The following is a 13,825-nucleotide window of genomic DNA, read 5'->3' on the forward strand; positions in this document are numbered from 1 at the left end:
TCCCAGGACACTCACGCAGGAATCAGGGCGCGCCGCATGTTCACCATCGATGACCTCGCCGACCGTCTCGGCGGCTACCTTCCCCAGAGCGAGATCCAGCAGGTCAAGCGCGCCTTCTACTATGCCGAGCAGGCCCACGACGGCCAGCGCCGGCGCTCCGGCGAGCCCTATGTCACCCACCCCCTCGCCGTCGCCAATATCCTCGCCAACATGCACATGGACCATCAGAGCCTGATGGCGGCCATGCTGCATGACGTCATCGAGGATACCGGGGTCGGCAAGGAGGCGCTGGCCGAGCAGTTCGGCAAGCCGGTGGCGGAGCTCGTCGACGGGGTCTCCAAGCTGACCCAGATCGCCTTCGAGGACAAGGCGGTCGCCCAGGCCGAGAACTTCCAGAAGATGGTGCTGGCGATGTCCCGGGACATCCGGGTCATCATCGTCAAGCTGGCCGACCGCCTGCACAACATGCGCACCCTGGGGGCGCTGCGCCCGGAGAAGAAGCGCCGCATCGCCCGCGAGACCCTGGAGATCTACGCCCGCATCGCCAACCGCCTGGGCATCAACACCATCCGCGTGGAGCTGGAGGACCTCTCCTTCCAGGCCCTGCACCCGATGCGCGCCGAGCGCATCAAGCGCGCCGTCTCCAGCGCCCGGGGGAACCGCCGCTCGGCGATCCGCCAGATCCAGAACAACCTGCAGAAGAGCCTCGACGACGAGGGGCTCTCCGGCACCGTGGTCGGCCGCCAGAAGCACCTGCTGTCGATCTACAAGAAGATGCGCGACCAGCGCAAGTCGTTCGCCGAGATCATGGACGTCTTCGGCTTCCGCATCATCTGCGAGGACGTCGACAGCTGCTATCGCATCCTCGGCGTGGTGCACAACCTCTACAAGCCGGTGCCGGGGCGCTTCAAGGACTACATCGCCATCCCCAAGGCCAACGGCTACCAGAGCCTGCATACCTCGCTGTTCGGCGCCAATGGCATGCCCATCGAGGTGCAGATCCGCACCCGCGAGATGGAGGCCATGGCCAACAACGGCATCGCCGCCCACTGGCTCTACAAGGCCGGCCAGACCCAGCACCCTATCGCCGAGGGCAGCCACGCCCGGGCCCGCTCCTGGATCAAGGGGCTACTGGAGATGCAGCGCCACGCCGGCGACTCCCTGGAGTTCATTGAGCACGTCAAGAACGACCTCTTCCCCGACGATATCTACGTGTTCACGCCCAAGGGCGACATCATGGAGCTGCCCCAGGGCGCCACGGTGATCGACTTCGCCTACAGCGTGCATACCGATATCGGCAACAGCACCATCGCCTGTCGCATCGACCGCCACCTGGCCCCGCTCTCCACCCGGCTGGAGAGCGGCCAGACCCTGGACATCATCACCGCCCCGGGGGCACGGCCCAACCTGGCCTGGCTCAACTTCGTCGCCACCGCCAAGGCGCGCTCGGCGATCCGCCACGCCCTCAAGCACCAGCAGCATACCGAGGCGGTTCAGCTCGGCCGGCGGCTGCTCAACAAGGCCCTGGCGGAGTTCGAGACCAGCCTGGAGGAGCTCCCCGACGGGCCGCTGGCCACGCTGCTGGGCGAGCTCGGCCTGAAGAACGAGGATGTCCTGCTGGAATCCATCGGCCTGGGCACCCGGGTCGCCCATGTGGTGGCGCGCCGCCTGCTCGACCTGCAGCACGGCGAGCGCCCCGCGGGCAAGGGCGAGCCGCGTGCCCATGGCCCCATCCTGATCAGCGGTGCCGAAGGCATGGTGATCAAGTTCGCCCGCTGCTGCCACCCGCTGCCCGGCGACCCCGTCATCGGCCATCTCTCGGTGGGCAAGGGCATCGTGGTGCATCGCTCCGAGTGCCGTAACCTGGGCGAGCTCAGGAACGATCCGGACAAGCTGTTTGCCCTGGAGTGGTCCGACGACATCGCCGAGGACTTCCCGGTGGCGCTGCGCCTGGAGGTGCAGAGCCGACGCGGCCTGGTGGCCGAACTGGCCGGCCTGGTCACCGATGCCGAGGCCAACATCGAGCGCATCGGCATCGAGGAGCGCGACGCCCGCCTGGCCACCGTCAACCTGACCCTCTCGGTGCGTGACCGCGTCCACCTGGCGCGCATCATCAAGCGGCTGCGCAACCTCTCCCACGTCGAGCGCATCACCCGCCTCGGCAACTGAGCTTCCCCCGCCGGTCCGGCAACGCCCAGCCGGGGCGGCCGGGCCGTTTTCGATTATCCCGAGCAGCAACCAAACCGACGGAGCACACCATGAGCAACAAGGCCGTGATCAACACCGACCAGGCCCCCGCCGCCATCGGCCCCTACTCCCAGGCCATCAAGGCCGGCAACACCGTCTACCTCTCCGGCCAGATCCCCCTGGACCCGACCACCATGGAGATCGTCTCCGACGACTTCGAGGCCCAGGCCCGCCAGGTCTTCACCAACCTCAAAGCCGTCTGCGAGGAGGCCGCGGGCTCCCTGGGCGAGATCGTCAAGCTCAACCTCTACCTGGTCGACCTGGACAACTTCGCCCTGGTCAACAAGGTGATGGAGGAGTTCTTCGCCAAGCCCTACCCGGCCCGCGCCGCGGTTGGCGTGAAGGCGCTGCCCAAGGGCGCGCAGTTCGAGGCGGAAGCGGTGATGGTCATCGGCGACTGATAGCCCCATGCGGCTCTTCCTGGCGCTGGTACCGCCGCCCGCACTGCGCGGGCGGCTCGGCGCGCTGGCCGATGCGGCCCACGCCCGTTGCGGCGGCCGGCGCATGCCCGACGAGAGCCTGCATCTGACCCTGGCCTTCCTCGGCGAGGTGGGCGCGGCAAAGGCCGCCGAGCTGGTCGACTGGGTGAACCACCTGACCCTCGCACCCGGCAAGTGGCGGCTGGACGCCTGGGGTAGCTTCCAGGGACCGGGCATCGTCTGGGTGGGCGGCCAGGCCCCGGACCCGGCGCTGGCCGCCCTGCACGAGCGGCTGTGGCATGCGCTGGAGGGCCAGGGGCTCACCGGTCGCCCCGCGCGCTACGTGCCCCACGTCACCCTGCTGCGCCGCGCCGAGCGGCTCGAGGCCGACGACCTGCCGGACGTGGACCTCGAGTGGACCTATAATCAGGTGGCGCTGATTCATTCGATCAACGACGGCCAGGCGGTGCGCTACGCGCCTCTGGCGCACACTCGGGCCAGCTGAGCCATCAGGGTCATGGAGGGAGAAGGGAATGTCTCTCGTGTCGCATCGGGCGGCCTGCGCCGCCCTGACGCTGCTGCTGGCCGGCAGCCCGGCCATGGCCGACCTGCAGGTCACCGTTGGCGCCACCAGTGAATCCACGGTCGCCCTCAAGATGGAGGTCGACCGCCTCGCTCCGCTGACCAGCCTGCATCCCAGGCTGGACCTGCGACTGGCCACCGGCCTGCTGCTGCTCTCCAGCGAACAGCAGGACGGCAACGCCGCCCTGCTGCTGTCGCCGGCGCTGCGCTGGACCTTCCCCGGCGAGCGCGACCTCTTCGTGGAGGGGGGCATCGGTGGCGCCCTCTTCCTCAAGACCCGGGTGGAGGCGCGCAACCTCTCCACCGCCTTCCAGTTCGAGGACCGCCTGGCGGTGGGGATGCCCTGGGCCGGCGGGGAGCTCTCCCTGGCGCTGACCCACTACTCCAACGGCGGGATCAAGCGGCCGAATGACGGCTTCGAGACCCTGACACTGGGCTACCGCTTCCCACTGTAACACCAGCCCGCCAGGGATCAAGCGACCGCTCTCTAATCCACAGCTTCGAGACCCTGACGCTGGGCTACCGCTTCCCGCAGTAACCCCAGCCCGCCAGGGATCAAGCGACCGCTCTCTAATCCACAGCTTCGAGACCCTGACGCTGGGCTACCGCTTCCCGCAGTAACCCCAGCCCGCCAGGGATCAAGCGACCGCTCTCTAATCCACAGCTTCGAGACCCTGACGCTGGGCTACCGCTTCCCGCAGTAACCCCAGCCCGCCAGGGATCAAGCGACCGCTCTCTAATCCACAGCTTCGAGACCCTGACGCTGGGCTATCGCTTCGCGCTCTGATCCGATCACCCCATGGCGATCACGCCTTCTCGGGCAGGAAGCCGCCCTCCTTGAGCACCTGGGCATAGCCCTCGCGGAAGCTGGGGTAGCGGAACGCGTAGCCGCTGGCCAGCAGGCGGGCATTGAGGCAGCGCTTGCTGGCGCGACGGCGCAGCGGCGACTGGATGGTCTCGGTGGCCTCCACCTTGAGCTGCTTCGCCAGCCAGGTCATCACCTCGTGGAGCGGCGCCGGCTCGCAGTCGCTGGCCAGATAGAGGTCGTCGACGGGCTCATCGGCCAGGCTGCGCTCGATCAGGTGGGCCAGTACCCCGACGCAGTCGTCGCGGTGGATGCGGTTGGTGTACATCGCGGGGCTTTCCGGGGCGATGCGTCCCTCGCTCACCTGGCGGATCAGTCGATCGCGGCCGGGGCCATAGATGCCCGAGAAGCGCACCGCGGTGCCGGGCAGGGGATGGTCGAGCAGCACCTGCTCCGCCTCGCGCATCAGGGCGCCGGCGAAGCCGGTGGGATCGGCGGGGCTCGCCTCGTCCACCTCCTCGCCGGACTGCTGGGGATAGACGCTGGTGGAGGAGACGAAGAAAACGCGCCGAGGGGCCCTCTTGCGCTCGCCGAACTCGGCCAGCACCGCCTTCAGCCCCTCGGGGTAGGCGGCGCGGTAGGCCTCCTCCTCGAAGCGGTCGGCGCTGACCACGTAGACCAGCACATCGGCGTCCGGCAGGGCGGCGAGCGAGGCGGGGTCGGTCAGGTCGGCGCCGGCGGCCTCCAGGCCGCTGCCCTCCAGCGCGGCCACGTTGCGGCGCACGCCCACCACCCGCTGGCCGGCCGCCTGCAGCCGCTGGCCGAGCCCGATCCCGATATCCCCACAGCCTAGAATCAGCGTAGTTGTCTTCACCTTTTCCCTGCCCCCTGATAAAAAGTCCCTATTGGAATTTCAAGAGGATGCCTGCAAGGCAACCCCAATGACTCTAACAGAACTCCGCTACATCGTGACACTCGCCCAGGAGCGCCACTTCGGACGCGCCGCCGAGCGCTGCTTCGTCTCCCAGCCGACCCTCTCGGTGGCGGTGAAGAAGCTCGAGGAGGAGCTGGGCGTGGCCCTCTTCGAACGCTCCAAGTCCACCGTCCAGGTGACGCCGCTGGGCGAGAAGATCGTCGAGCAGGCCCAGCGGGTGCTGGAGCAGACCAGCGTGATCAAGGAGCTGGCCAACGCCGGCAAGGACCAGCTGGCCAGCCCCCTGCGGCTCGGCGCCATCTACACCATCGGCCCCTACCTCTTCCCGCACCTGGTGCCCGAGCTGCGCCGCGGCGCGCCGCAGATGCCGCTCTACATCGAGGAAGGCTTCACCGGCAACCTGCGCCGCAAGCTGAGAAGCGGCGAGCTGGACGCCATCATCGTGGCGCTGCCCTTCACCGAGACCGACGTGCTGACCAAGGCGCTCTACGATGAGGAGTTCGAGGTGCTGATGCCCGCCGACCACCCCTGGGCCGAGCGCGAGGTCGTCCACAAGGAGGAGCTGCTCAAGGAGCGGCTGCTGCTGCTCGGCGAGGGGCACTGCTTCCGCGACCAGATCCTCGAGGCCTGCCCGGCCATCAGCCAGAAGCTGGCCAGCCCCAACAACACCCTCACCGCCGAAGGGGGGTCGCTGGAGACCATCCGCCACATGGTGGCCTCCAAGCTGGGCATCACGGTGCTGCCGCGCTCGGCCATCGGCACCGTCCACTACGAGAGCGGCCTGCTGGTCAGCCGCCCCTTCGCTCCCCCCGCACCCTCGCGCACCGTGGCCATCGCCTGGCGGGCCAGCTTCCCGCGGCCCAAGGCGATCGACGCCGTGACCGAGGCCATCGCCCGCTGCCGCGAGGCCGACACCATGCCGGCATGAATGCACTCGACGCGCCGGTCACATCGCTCAAGGGGGTCGGCGAGGCGCTGGCGCTGAAGCTGGCCCGGCTGCGCATCGAGAGCGTGGCCGACCTGCTCTTCCACCTGCCGCTGCGCTACCAGGACCGCACCCGCATCACCCCCATCGGCACCCTGCGCGCCGGCCACGAGGCGGTGGTGGAGGGCGAGGTGGTGGCCGCCGAGGTGGTGCGCGGGCGCCGCCGCAGCCTGCTGGTGCGGCTGCGCGACGGCTCGGGCCTGCTCAGCCTGCGCTTCTTCCACTTCTCGCCGGCCCAGCAGCAGCAGTTCCAGTCCGGCAGCTGGCTGCGCTGCTTCGGCGAGGCCCGCGCCGGGGCTACCGGGCTCGAGCTCTACCACCCCGAGTATCGCCTGCTCAAGGCCGACGCTCCGCCGGTGGAGGATCACCTGACCCCCATCTACCCAGCCACCGAGGGGCTCCACCAGACCCGCCTGCGGGCGCTGATCGAGCAGGCCCTGGCCCTGCTCGAGGCCCATCCCGAGGCGCTGCCGGACTGGATCACCGAGGACCTGCGCGCCCGCTTCCGCCTGCCCGAGCTGCACCACTGCCTGCACGTGCTGCACCAGCCGACGCCGGAGGTGGATGCCGAGGCCCTCGCCAGCGGCCGCCACCCCGCCAGCCGCCGCCTGGCCCTGGAGGAGCTGCTGGCCCACCGCCTGAGCCTGCAGGCGGTGCGCCTGCGCATCCAGGAGGATGGCGCCCCGGCGCTGCCCTCCGGGCGCGGCCTGCAGGCGCGCTTCCTGACCCAGCTGCCCTTCTCGCTGACCGGCGCCCAGCGCCGGGTGCTCGACGAGATCGGCGCCGACCTGGCCCGGGAGGTGCCCATGCTGCGCCTGGTGCAGGGCGACGTGGGCTCCGGCAAGACGGTGGTGGCCGCCATGGCCGCGCTCTCCGCCATCGCCGGCGACTGCCAGGCGGCGATGATGGCGCCCACCGAGATCCTCGCCGAGCAGCACTACCGCGCCTTCCGGGCCTGGTTCGAACCGCTGGGCATCGAGGTGGCCTGGCTCTCCGGCAAGCTCAAGGGCAAGGCGCGCCTGGACACCAAGGCGGCCATCCAGGACGGCCGCGCGCATGGTGGTGGGCACCCATGCCCTCTTCCAGGGCGACGTGCACTTCCAGCGCCTGGGCCTGGCCATCGTCGACGAGCAGCATCGCTTCGGGGTGCACCAGCGCCTGGCCCTGCGCGAGAAGGGCGAGGCCGGGGGCCTGACGCCCCACCAGCTGGTGATGACCGCGACCCCCATTCCCCGCACCCTGGCGATGAGCGCCTACGCCGACCTCGACGTCTCGATCATCGACGAGCTGCCCCCCGGGCGCACCCCGGTGAAGACGGTGGCGATGCCCGACGAGCGGCGCCCCGAGGTGGTGGCACGCATCCGCCACGCCTGCGCCGAGGGGCGACAGGCCTACTGGGTCTGCACCCTGATCGAGGAGTCCGAGGTGCTGGAGTGCCAGGCCGCCGAGGCGACCCGGGACGAGCTCACCGAGGCCCTGCCGGAACTGGCCATCGGCCTGGTGCACGGGCGCATGAAGGCCGCCGAGAAGGCCACGGTGATGGACGCCTTCAAGGCCGGCGAGCTGGACCTGCTGGTGGCCACCACGGTGATCGAGGTGGGGGTCGACGTGCCCAACGCCAGCCTGATGATCATCGAGAACCCCGAGCGGCTTGGGCTCTCCCAGCTGCACCAGCTGCGCGGCCGGGTGGGGCGCGGCTCCACCGCGAGCTTCTGCGTGCTGCTCTATCACCCACCGCTCTCGGCCCACTCCAAGGAGCGCCTGGCGGTGATGCGCGAGACCAACGACGGCTTTCGCATCGCCGAGAAGGACCTGGAGCTGCGCGGCCCCGGCGAGGTGCTGGGCACCCGCCAGACGGGCCTGGCCCAGATGAAGATCGCCGACCTGGAGCGCGACGCCGACCTGCTGGAGCGCGTCGCTCCGCTGGCCGAGGCGCTGCTGGCCATCCACCCGGAGGCGAGCCGGCCGCTGGTCAGGCGCTGGCTGGGCGAGGAGGCGGGCCGCTACGGGCAGGTGTGACCCTCAGACCCCAGGGGCCGGGCAGCGAGGCAAGGGTGAGGGGCCAGAGGTGGCTCAGAGGTGCCGGAGGAGCTTCTGGAGCTTCTGCAGATCGGCGGAATCGCCGACCAGACGCACGGTGCCTGCCATCATGCCGTCGAGGAAGGCCTGCTGGGTGGGTTTCCTCAGCACCTGGAGCGCGGTGGCCTCGTCCTCGAAGCGCAGCTCCAGGTCGAGGTCCACCGGCAGGCCGCGCCCGGACTGGATACCGCGGGGGCTCATCCGGTAGTGGCGGGCGATGGCGAGGTCTTCGGTGGCGATGCCCCAGTCGAGGCCGCGCATCTCGGTCAGCAGCTCGCGGAAGCGGGCCTTGCGGCGCAGGGCGCGCTTGAGCAGGAAGGCCAGCAGCCAGAGCATCAGTCGCAGCTTCATGTCGATCTCGCCACCGAATCCGAATCCATGGAGGGGAAGGCCGCCGCGGCCCACCGCAGCGGGCCGCCTGGCGCCTTGCTGTGTCTTACTTGGCCACCGCGTCCTTGAGGCCCTTGCCCGGCTTGAAGGCCACCGTCTTGCTGGCCGGGATGGTCAGCGGCTGGCCGGTCTGGGGGTTCTTGCCGGTGCGCGCCGCACGCTCACGCACGGTGAAGGTGCCGAAGCCGATCAGCGACACATCCTGTCCCTGGGCCACGCTACCGGTGATCTCGTCGAGGATCACGTTGAGCACCTGGCTCGCCTTGTCCTTGGAAAGATCGGCACGCTCGGCAATCGCCGCGGCGAGTTCTGGCTTACGCATACTGCCCTCCTGGTATTGGCATACTCCCCGGGCGCCTGTCGCCGGGGTCTTGTTGTCGAAGATCTAGCCTAGCAACGGCGGCGCAACCCGCGCCAGTTCAACTTTCCGACGGACACAGGTCCCTGTCAACGCAAATCCGATCAAACGACCGTCTTCCGACTCCGCCAGGGCGGTGAGATCGCCGACCTCCCCCTCGATGCGCCAGCGCGCCGGCGGGCGGGTCGGCGGCAGGGCCACCACCGGCAGCAGCGGCGTCTTGACCACCACCGGCCAGGGGCCGTAGGCGACCGGGGTGGGCGTGCCGGTCAGGGTCTTCGCCAGCGCCTTGGCGCTCGCCTGCAGCGGCTGCACATACATGGCACTCACCCCGTCGACGCAGGCCACGTCGCCCAGGGCGTGGATGCCGGGCGCCGAGGTGGCCAGGCAGCGGTCGGTGTGGATGCCGGCGGCGCCGACCGCGAGGCCCGCCGCCTGGGCCAGGGCGGTGCGCGGCCTGAGGCCGGTAGCCACCAGCACCAGGTCGGCCATCAGGTGGCTGCCATCGTCCAGCGCCACGCCCAGGTCGGCGCCGGCGTCCTCGAGGGCCGTCACCCCGCCCCCCAGCGCCAGCGTCATGCCGGCCGCCTCGAAGGCCTCGCCCAGGGCACGCCCCAGGGGCTCGGGCAGCAGCCGCGCCAGGGGTGCGGTCTCGGGGGCCACCAGGCTTACCTCATGACCGCCCGCCAGCAGGTCGTTGGCGAACTCGCAGCCCACCAGGCCGGCGCCGACGATGGCCACCCGACCCGGCCGCCCCAGCGCCGCCAGGGCGGCGTGGAAGGCGCGATAGTCCTCCAGGTCGTTGATGGTAAAGACCCGGCCGGCCACCGCCGCGGGCAGTGCAAAGGGCACCGCCGGCGCCGCCCCGGTGGCCAGCACCAGCTCGCTCCAGGGCAGCCGCTCGGCGCCGATCCGCAGGGTGCGCGCTGCCGCGTCGATGGCCTCGACCCGGGTATGGGTGCGCACCACCGCATTCAGCTCCTCGGCGACCCGCAGGGCGCTGCGCGCCGCCAGGCGATCCGGCGGCAGTCGCTTGGCGAAACCGGTGGAGAGCAGCGGCTTGGCGTAGTCATCGCCGCCGTCGGCGGTGATCAGGGTCACGGGGCGTTCGGCATCCAGCGCACGCAGGGCACGCAGCAGGCCAAGGCCTGCCATGCCGGAACCGATAATGGTCAGGGGAGCGCTCATGGGCCTCCTCGCTCAGGGGTGGGGATGGCACCGCATGTTACACTAGCCGCCCCTGAAGCGACGCGGAGCCCGACGGTGTCCGACCTGCCACCTGCCGACACCTGCGCCCTGGCGCACTGGATCCCCCTGGCCGCCTCCCGGCCGGCCATGAGCCCCGCCTGGCACCGCTGGGTCGGCTCCCGGGACTCCCTGACCCTGCGCCTCACCGAGGCCGGTGCGCCGCGCCCCTTCCGCGTCCGGCTGCTCGACCAGCGCCTCGGCACGCCCCGCCGCGACGAGGCCAGGGCGCTGGGCATCGCCCCCGGCCAGCGCGCCTGGCTGCGCGAGGTGGCGCTCTGCCTGGGGGAGCGCCCCTGGGTGGTGGCGCGCTCGGTGGCGCCGCTCTCGGGCCTGCCGGAACACGAGCTGGCCCACCTGGGCGAGCGCTCGCTGGGCTCCTGGCTGTTCCGCCAGCCGGGCCTCGAGCGCGGCGAGATCGAGGTGACCACCGCCCCCGCCGGCTTCCACGCCGCCACGGGCCCCTGGGGGCGCCGCTCGGTGTTTCGCCGCGGCGACTTCCGGGTGCTGGTGCAGGAGTGGTTCCTGGATGCCATGGCGGATGACCTCGGTCTCCCTTCGCGCTAGGCTCTGGGCCAGTCTCCGATGCCGACGGGCGGGGCGCCGGGGACAAGCCGAAGAGGAGGTCCTACGCCAGGGATGGCGTCGGTAGCGTACAAGGAAGTATTCACAGCGCCTCCTCGCAGGCTTGTCGCCGGAACAGTCCCGCCGCTTAACACCGTCTGCCAATAAAGAAAATTCTTACGAGGTAGAGATGGACCGTTCCCTGATGCGCCCCACGGGCCTCGCCCGGGTGCCCGACTTCCTGCAGCTGATGCGCCTGAACCGCCCCATCGGCACCTGGCTGCTGATGTGGCCCACCCTGTGGGCGCTGTGGGTGGCCGCCGAGGGCATCCCCGGCCGCCGCGTGCTGCTGATCTTCATCGCCGGGGTCTACCTGATGCGCGCCGCCGGCTGCGTGGTCAACGACTACGCCGACCGCCACTTCGACGGCCACGTCAAGCGCACCCGGCTGCGCCCCCTGGCCACCGGGCGGATCAGCGAGGGCGAGGCCCAGGCGCTGTTCCTGATCCTGGTGATGGCCGCCTTCGTGCTGGTCTGGTTCACCAACCTGTTCACGGTGATGCTCTCTCTGGTGGGGGTGGCGCTGGCCTTCATCTACCCCTTCATGAAGCGCTACACCCACCTGCCCCAGCTCTTCCTGGGCGCCGCCTTTTCCTGGGCCATCCCCATGGCCTTTGGCGCGGTGCTGGGCCATGTGCCCTTCGAGGCCTGGCTGCTGTTCGCCGCCAATGTCGCCTGGACCGTGGCCTACGACACCCAGTACGCCATGGTCGACCGCGACGACGATCTCAAGATCGGCATCAAGTCCACCGCCGTGCTGTTCGGCCGCGCCGACCGGCTGATGATCGGCCTGCTGCAGGGCCTGACCCTGCTGCTGCTGGCCTGGGCGGGGCTGCGTCTGGGCTTCGGCGGCTTCTTCTGGCTGGGCCTGGCCGGCATGGCGGCCACCTTCGTGCACCAGCAGTTCCTGATCCGCGAGCGCGAGCGCGATCCCTGCTTCCAGGCCTTCCTCAACAACCACTGGTCGGGCCTGCTGGTGTTCGCCGGCATCGCCCTCAGCCTGTGGCCGGCCGCCGGCGCATGACAGGCGGGCGGTCCTGTCACGCGAGTGTCATACTGGCATGGTGAGATCGTCATCGATCCGTCACTGTGCCGAGGCTTCCGGATGACCGCCAAGACCGTTCTGATCGTCGATGATGAGGCGCCGATCCGCGAGATGATCGCGGTGGCGCTGGAGATGGCCGACTACCGCGTCCTCGAGGCCGACAACGCCCAGGCCGCCCATGCCATGGTGGTCGACCACCAGCCCGACCTGGTGCTGCTGGACTGGATGATGCCCGGCACCAGCGGCATCGAGCTGGCCCGCCGCCTCAAGCGCGAGCCGACCACCGCCGAACTGCCGATCATCATGCTCACCGCCAAGGGCGAGGAGGACAACAAGATCCAGGGGCTGGAGGCCGGCGCCGACGACTACATCACCAAGCCCTTCTCTCCCCGCGAGCTGGTGGCCCGCCTCAAGGCGGTGCTGCGTCGCGCCACGCCCCAGGGCGTCGAGGAGGCCGTGGAGGTCGACGGCCTGCTGCTCGATCCGGTGAGCCACCGGGTCAGCGCCAGCGGCAGGCCCGTGGAGATGGGCCCCACCGAGTATCGCCTGCTGCAGTTCTTCATGACCCACCAGGAGCGCGCCTACACCCGCAGCCAGCTGCTGGACCAGGTGTGGGGCGGCAACGTCTACGTGGAAGAGCGCACCGTGGACGTGCATATCCGCCGCCTGCGCAAGGCGCTGGGCGAGCGCCACCAGCACCTGGTGCAGACGGTGCGCGGCACCGGCTACCGGTTCTCCGCCAAGGGCTGACGTGGGCCTCTGGAGGCGGGAGCTATGGCGACTTCTGCTGCTGGCCGGCATCGGCCTGCTGGTGGGATGGCTGCTGTCCCATGCCTGGGCGGGCCTGGCCCTCGGCCTCGCGGCCTGCCTGGGCTTTCATCTGCGCCAGCTCTACCGCCTCCACCGCTGGCTGACCCTCACCCCCCAGGCCGAGCCTCCCGCCACCACGGGCGTGTGGGGCGAGCTGTTCGACCGTCTCTACCGCTACCAGAAGGGGCAGCGCCACACCCAGGAGCGGCTGCTCGGGATCATCAAGCGCATCCAGGAGTCCTCCGAGGCGATGCGCGACAGCGTGGTGATGCTCGACCGCCACGGCGACATGGAGTGGTGGAACAGCGCCGCCGAGCGCATGCTGGGGCTCAACGCCGCCCATGACCGCGGCCACCACATCACCAACCTGCTGCGCGATCCGCGCTTCATCGACTACTTCCATGCCCGCGACTACCGCGAGCCGCTGACGCTGCCCTCGCCCATCGACGAGCAGATGGTGCTGCAGTTCCAGATCACCCTCTACGGCGATGACGAGCGGCTGCTGATGGCCCGCGACATCACCCGCCTGCACCGCCTGGAGGAGATGCGCCGCGACTTCGTGGCCAATGTCTCCCACGAGCTGCGCACCCCACTCACCGTGCTGGCCGGCTACCTGGAGACCTACGCCACCTACGCCGACCAGCTGCCGCCGCGCTTCGCCCGGGGGCTGCCCAGTATGCAGGAGCAGACCAGCCGCATGCAGAACCTGGTCAGCGACCTGCTGCTGCTGTCGCGCCTGGAGATCGACCGCGGCGGCGAGGACCACACCCCGCTGGGCATGGACGCCCTGCTGGGCAGCGTGCAGCGCGACGCGACGGCCCTCTCCGCCGGCCGCCACACCGTCGAGGTGGAGCTGGTGGAACCCAGGTCACTGCTCGGCAGCGAGCAGGAGATCCACAGCGCCCTCTCCAACCTGGCCTTCAACGCGGTGCGCTACACCCCCGAAGGCAGCCGCATCGTGCTGCGCTGGCGGCCCCACGGCGACGGCGCCTGCCTGGAGGTGGAGGACAACGGCGAGGGCATCGATCCGGTGCACCTGCCGCGGCTCACCGAGCGCTTCTATCGCGTCGACAAGGGGCGCAGCGCCGCCACCGGCGGCACCGGGCTTGGCCTCGCCATCGTCAAGCATGTGCTGCTGCGCCACGACGCCCGCCTGGAGATCGACTCCCGCCCGGGCCAGGGCGCCCGCTTCCGCTGCCTTTTCCCCGCGGCGCGGCTGCGCCAGCGCCAGGAGGCCCAGGCCACCACCGACAGGGCCTGATCCCCTCCCTCGCCGGATGATGTTCAGAGGTCATGGGGATG

13 protein-coding genes and 1 pseudogene are annotated in these 13,825 nt (G+C 70.2%); 10 read left to right on the plus strand and 4 right to left on the minus strand.

What is annotated here, in order from left to right; genetic code table 11:
• Window positions 1–36: 36 nt before the first annotated feature.
• The 4 genes from D1793_RS11170 to D1793_RS11185 all read left to right on the plus strand — a co-directional run bounded on the left by D1793_RS11170 (window position 37) and on the right by D1793_RS11185 (window position 3,703).
• Window positions 37–2,169 carry a bifunctional (p)ppGpp synthetase/guanosine-3',5'-bis(diphosphate) 3'-pyrophosphohydrolase gene (locus D1793_RS11170; RefSeq protein WP_119022244.1) on the plus strand — a complete coding sequence of 711 codons (2,133 nt, stop codon included), beginning with the start codon at window positions 37–39 and terminating at the stop codon, window positions 2,167–2,169.
• An 89-nt stretch (window positions 2,170–2,258) separates the two neighbouring features.
• The gene (locus D1793_RS11175; protein WP_119022245.1) at window positions 2,259–2,648 is read left to right on the plus strand and encodes a RidA family protein; all 390 of its coding nucleotides are present in this window, start codon (window positions 2,259–2,261) and stop codon (window positions 2,646–2,648) included.
• 7 nt (window positions 2,649–2,655) lie between these two features.
• A complete protein-coding gene (gene thpR, locus D1793_RS11180) occupies window positions 2,656–3,171 on the plus strand; it encodes an RNA 2',3'-cyclic phosphodiesterase (protein WP_119022246.1) in 516 nt (171 codons plus the stop codon).
• Between the two features lie 28 nt (window positions 3,172–3,199).
• Complete coding sequence (locus D1793_RS11185; RefSeq protein WP_119022247.1) at window positions 3,200–3,703, plus strand: acyloxyacyl hydrolase; 504 nt, start codon at window positions 3,200–3,202, stop codon at window positions 3,701–3,703.
• A 351-nt stretch (window positions 3,704–4,054) separates the two neighbouring features.
• On the opposite strand, the gene D1793_RS11190 is transcribed toward D1793_RS11185, so the two are convergent.
• Entirely contained in the window at window positions 4,055–4,927 is an 873-nt protein-coding gene (locus D1793_RS11190) for an SDR family oxidoreductase (RefSeq protein ID WP_119022248.1), read from the minus strand.
• Between the two features lie 67 nt (window positions 4,928–4,994).
• Between D1793_RS11190 and D1793_RS11195 the strand changes: the two genes are divergently transcribed.
• Window positions 4,995–5,915: a hydrogen peroxide-inducible genes activator gene (locus tag D1793_RS11195; protein ID WP_119022249.1), complete on the plus strand. Its 921-nt coding sequence runs from the start codon at window positions 4,995–4,997 to the stop codon at window positions 5,913–5,915.
• Window positions 5,912–7,991 (plus strand): annotated as a pseudogene (gene recG / locus D1793_RS11200) (ATP-dependent DNA helicase RecG). The gene D1793_RS11195 and the pseudogene recG overlap by 4 nt, the downstream one beginning before the upstream one ends.
• Before the next feature lie 54 nt (window positions 7,992–8,045).
• Here the strand turns inward: recG and D1793_RS11205 are convergent.
• The 3 genes from D1793_RS11205 to D1793_RS11215 form a co-directional block, all read right to left on the minus strand.
• Window positions 8,046–8,402 (minus strand): hypothetical protein, encoded by a 357-nt coding sequence (locus D1793_RS11205; protein ID WP_119022250.1) that lies wholly within the window; start codon window positions 8,400–8,402, stop codon window positions 8,046–8,048.
• An 85-nt stretch (window positions 8,403–8,487) separates the two neighbouring features.
• The gene (locus tag D1793_RS11210; RefSeq protein WP_110069428.1) at window positions 8,488–8,763 is read right to left on the minus strand and encodes an HU family DNA-binding protein; all 276 of its coding nucleotides are present in this window, start codon (window positions 8,761–8,763) and stop codon (window positions 8,488–8,490) included.
• Between the two features lie 63 nt (window positions 8,764–8,826).
• The gene (locus tag D1793_RS11215; RefSeq protein ID WP_119022251.1) at window positions 8,827–9,987 is read right to left on the minus strand and encodes an FAD-dependent oxidoreductase; all 1,161 of its coding nucleotides are present in this window, start codon (window positions 9,985–9,987) and stop codon (window positions 8,827–8,829) included.
• Between the two features lie 75 nt (window positions 9,988–10,062).
• Here D1793_RS11215 and D1793_RS11220 point away from each other — a divergent pair, with 75 nt between their 5' ends.
• From D1793_RS11220 to phoR, 4 genes are all read left to right on the plus strand, one after another.
• The gene (locus D1793_RS11220) at window positions 10,063–10,611 is read left to right on the plus strand and encodes a chorismate lyase (RefSeq protein ID WP_240407657.1); all 549 of its coding nucleotides are present in this window, start codon (window positions 10,063–10,065) and stop codon (window positions 10,609–10,611) included.
• Between the two features lie 187 nt (window positions 10,612–10,798).
• Entirely contained in the window at window positions 10,799–11,692 is an 894-nt protein-coding gene (ubiA, locus tag D1793_RS11225) for a 4-hydroxybenzoate octaprenyltransferase (RefSeq protein WP_119022252.1), read from the plus strand.
• Window positions 11,693–11,773: 81 nt separating this feature from the next.
• Window positions 11,774–12,463: a phosphate regulon transcriptional regulator PhoB gene (gene phoB / locus D1793_RS11230; protein WP_110069425.1), complete on the plus strand. Its 690-nt coding sequence runs from the start codon at window positions 11,774–11,776 to the stop codon at window positions 12,461–12,463.
• Window position 12,464: 1 nt separating this feature from the next.
• Window positions 12,465–13,784, plus strand: a complete 1,320-nt coding sequence (gene phoR / locus D1793_RS11235; protein WP_119022253.1) for a phosphate regulon sensor histidine kinase PhoR — start codon at window positions 12,465–12,467, stop codon at window positions 13,782–13,784.
• Window positions 13,785–13,825: the final 41 nt, after the last annotated feature.

The organism is Halomonas sp. JS92-SW72, assembly GCF_003547075.1.
Taxonomy (GTDB): domain Bacteria; phylum Pseudomonadota; class Gammaproteobacteria; order Pseudomonadales; family Halomonadaceae; genus Halomonas; species Halomonas alkalicola.

Bases quoted from the DNA above. Each gene is read 5' to 3' on its own strand.
- D1793_RS11215 (WP_119022251.1), bottom strand. From the start codon at position 9,987: ATGAGCGCTCCCCTGACCATTATCGGTTCCGGCATGGCAGGCCTTGGC.
- phoB (WP_110069425.1), top strand. From the start codon at position 11,774: ATGACCGCCAAGACCGTTCTGATCGTCGATGATGAGGCGCCGATCCGC.
- thpR (WP_119022246.1), top strand. From the start codon at position 2,656: ATGCGGCTCTTCCTGGCGCTGGTACCGCCGCCCGCACTGCGCGGGCGG.
- D1793_RS11185 (WP_119022247.1), top strand. From the start codon at position 3,200: ATGTCTCTCGTGTCGCATCGGGCGGCCTGCGCCGCCCTGACGCTGCTG.
- D1793_RS11205 (WP_119022250.1), bottom strand. From the start codon at position 8,402: ATGAAGCTGCGACTGATGCTCTGGCTGCTGGCCTTCCTGCTCAAGCGC.
- D1793_RS11210 (WP_110069428.1), bottom strand. From the start codon at position 8,763: ATGCGTAAGCCAGAACTCGCCGCGGCGATTGCCGAGCGTGCCGATCTT.
- ubiA (WP_119022252.1), top strand. From the start codon at position 10,799: ATGGACCGTTCCCTGATGCGCCCCACGGGCCTCGCCCGGGTGCCCGAC.
- D1793_RS11195 (WP_119022249.1), top strand. From the start codon at position 4,995: ATGACTCTAACAGAACTCCGCTACATCGTGACACTCGCCCAGGAGCGC.
- D1793_RS11170 (WP_119022244.1), top strand. From the start codon at position 37: ATGTTCACCATCGATGACCTCGCCGACCGTCTCGGCGGCTACCTTCCC.
- D1793_RS11175 (WP_119022245.1), top strand. From the start codon at position 2,259: ATGAGCAACAAGGCCGTGATCAACACCGACCAGGCCCCCGCCGCCATC.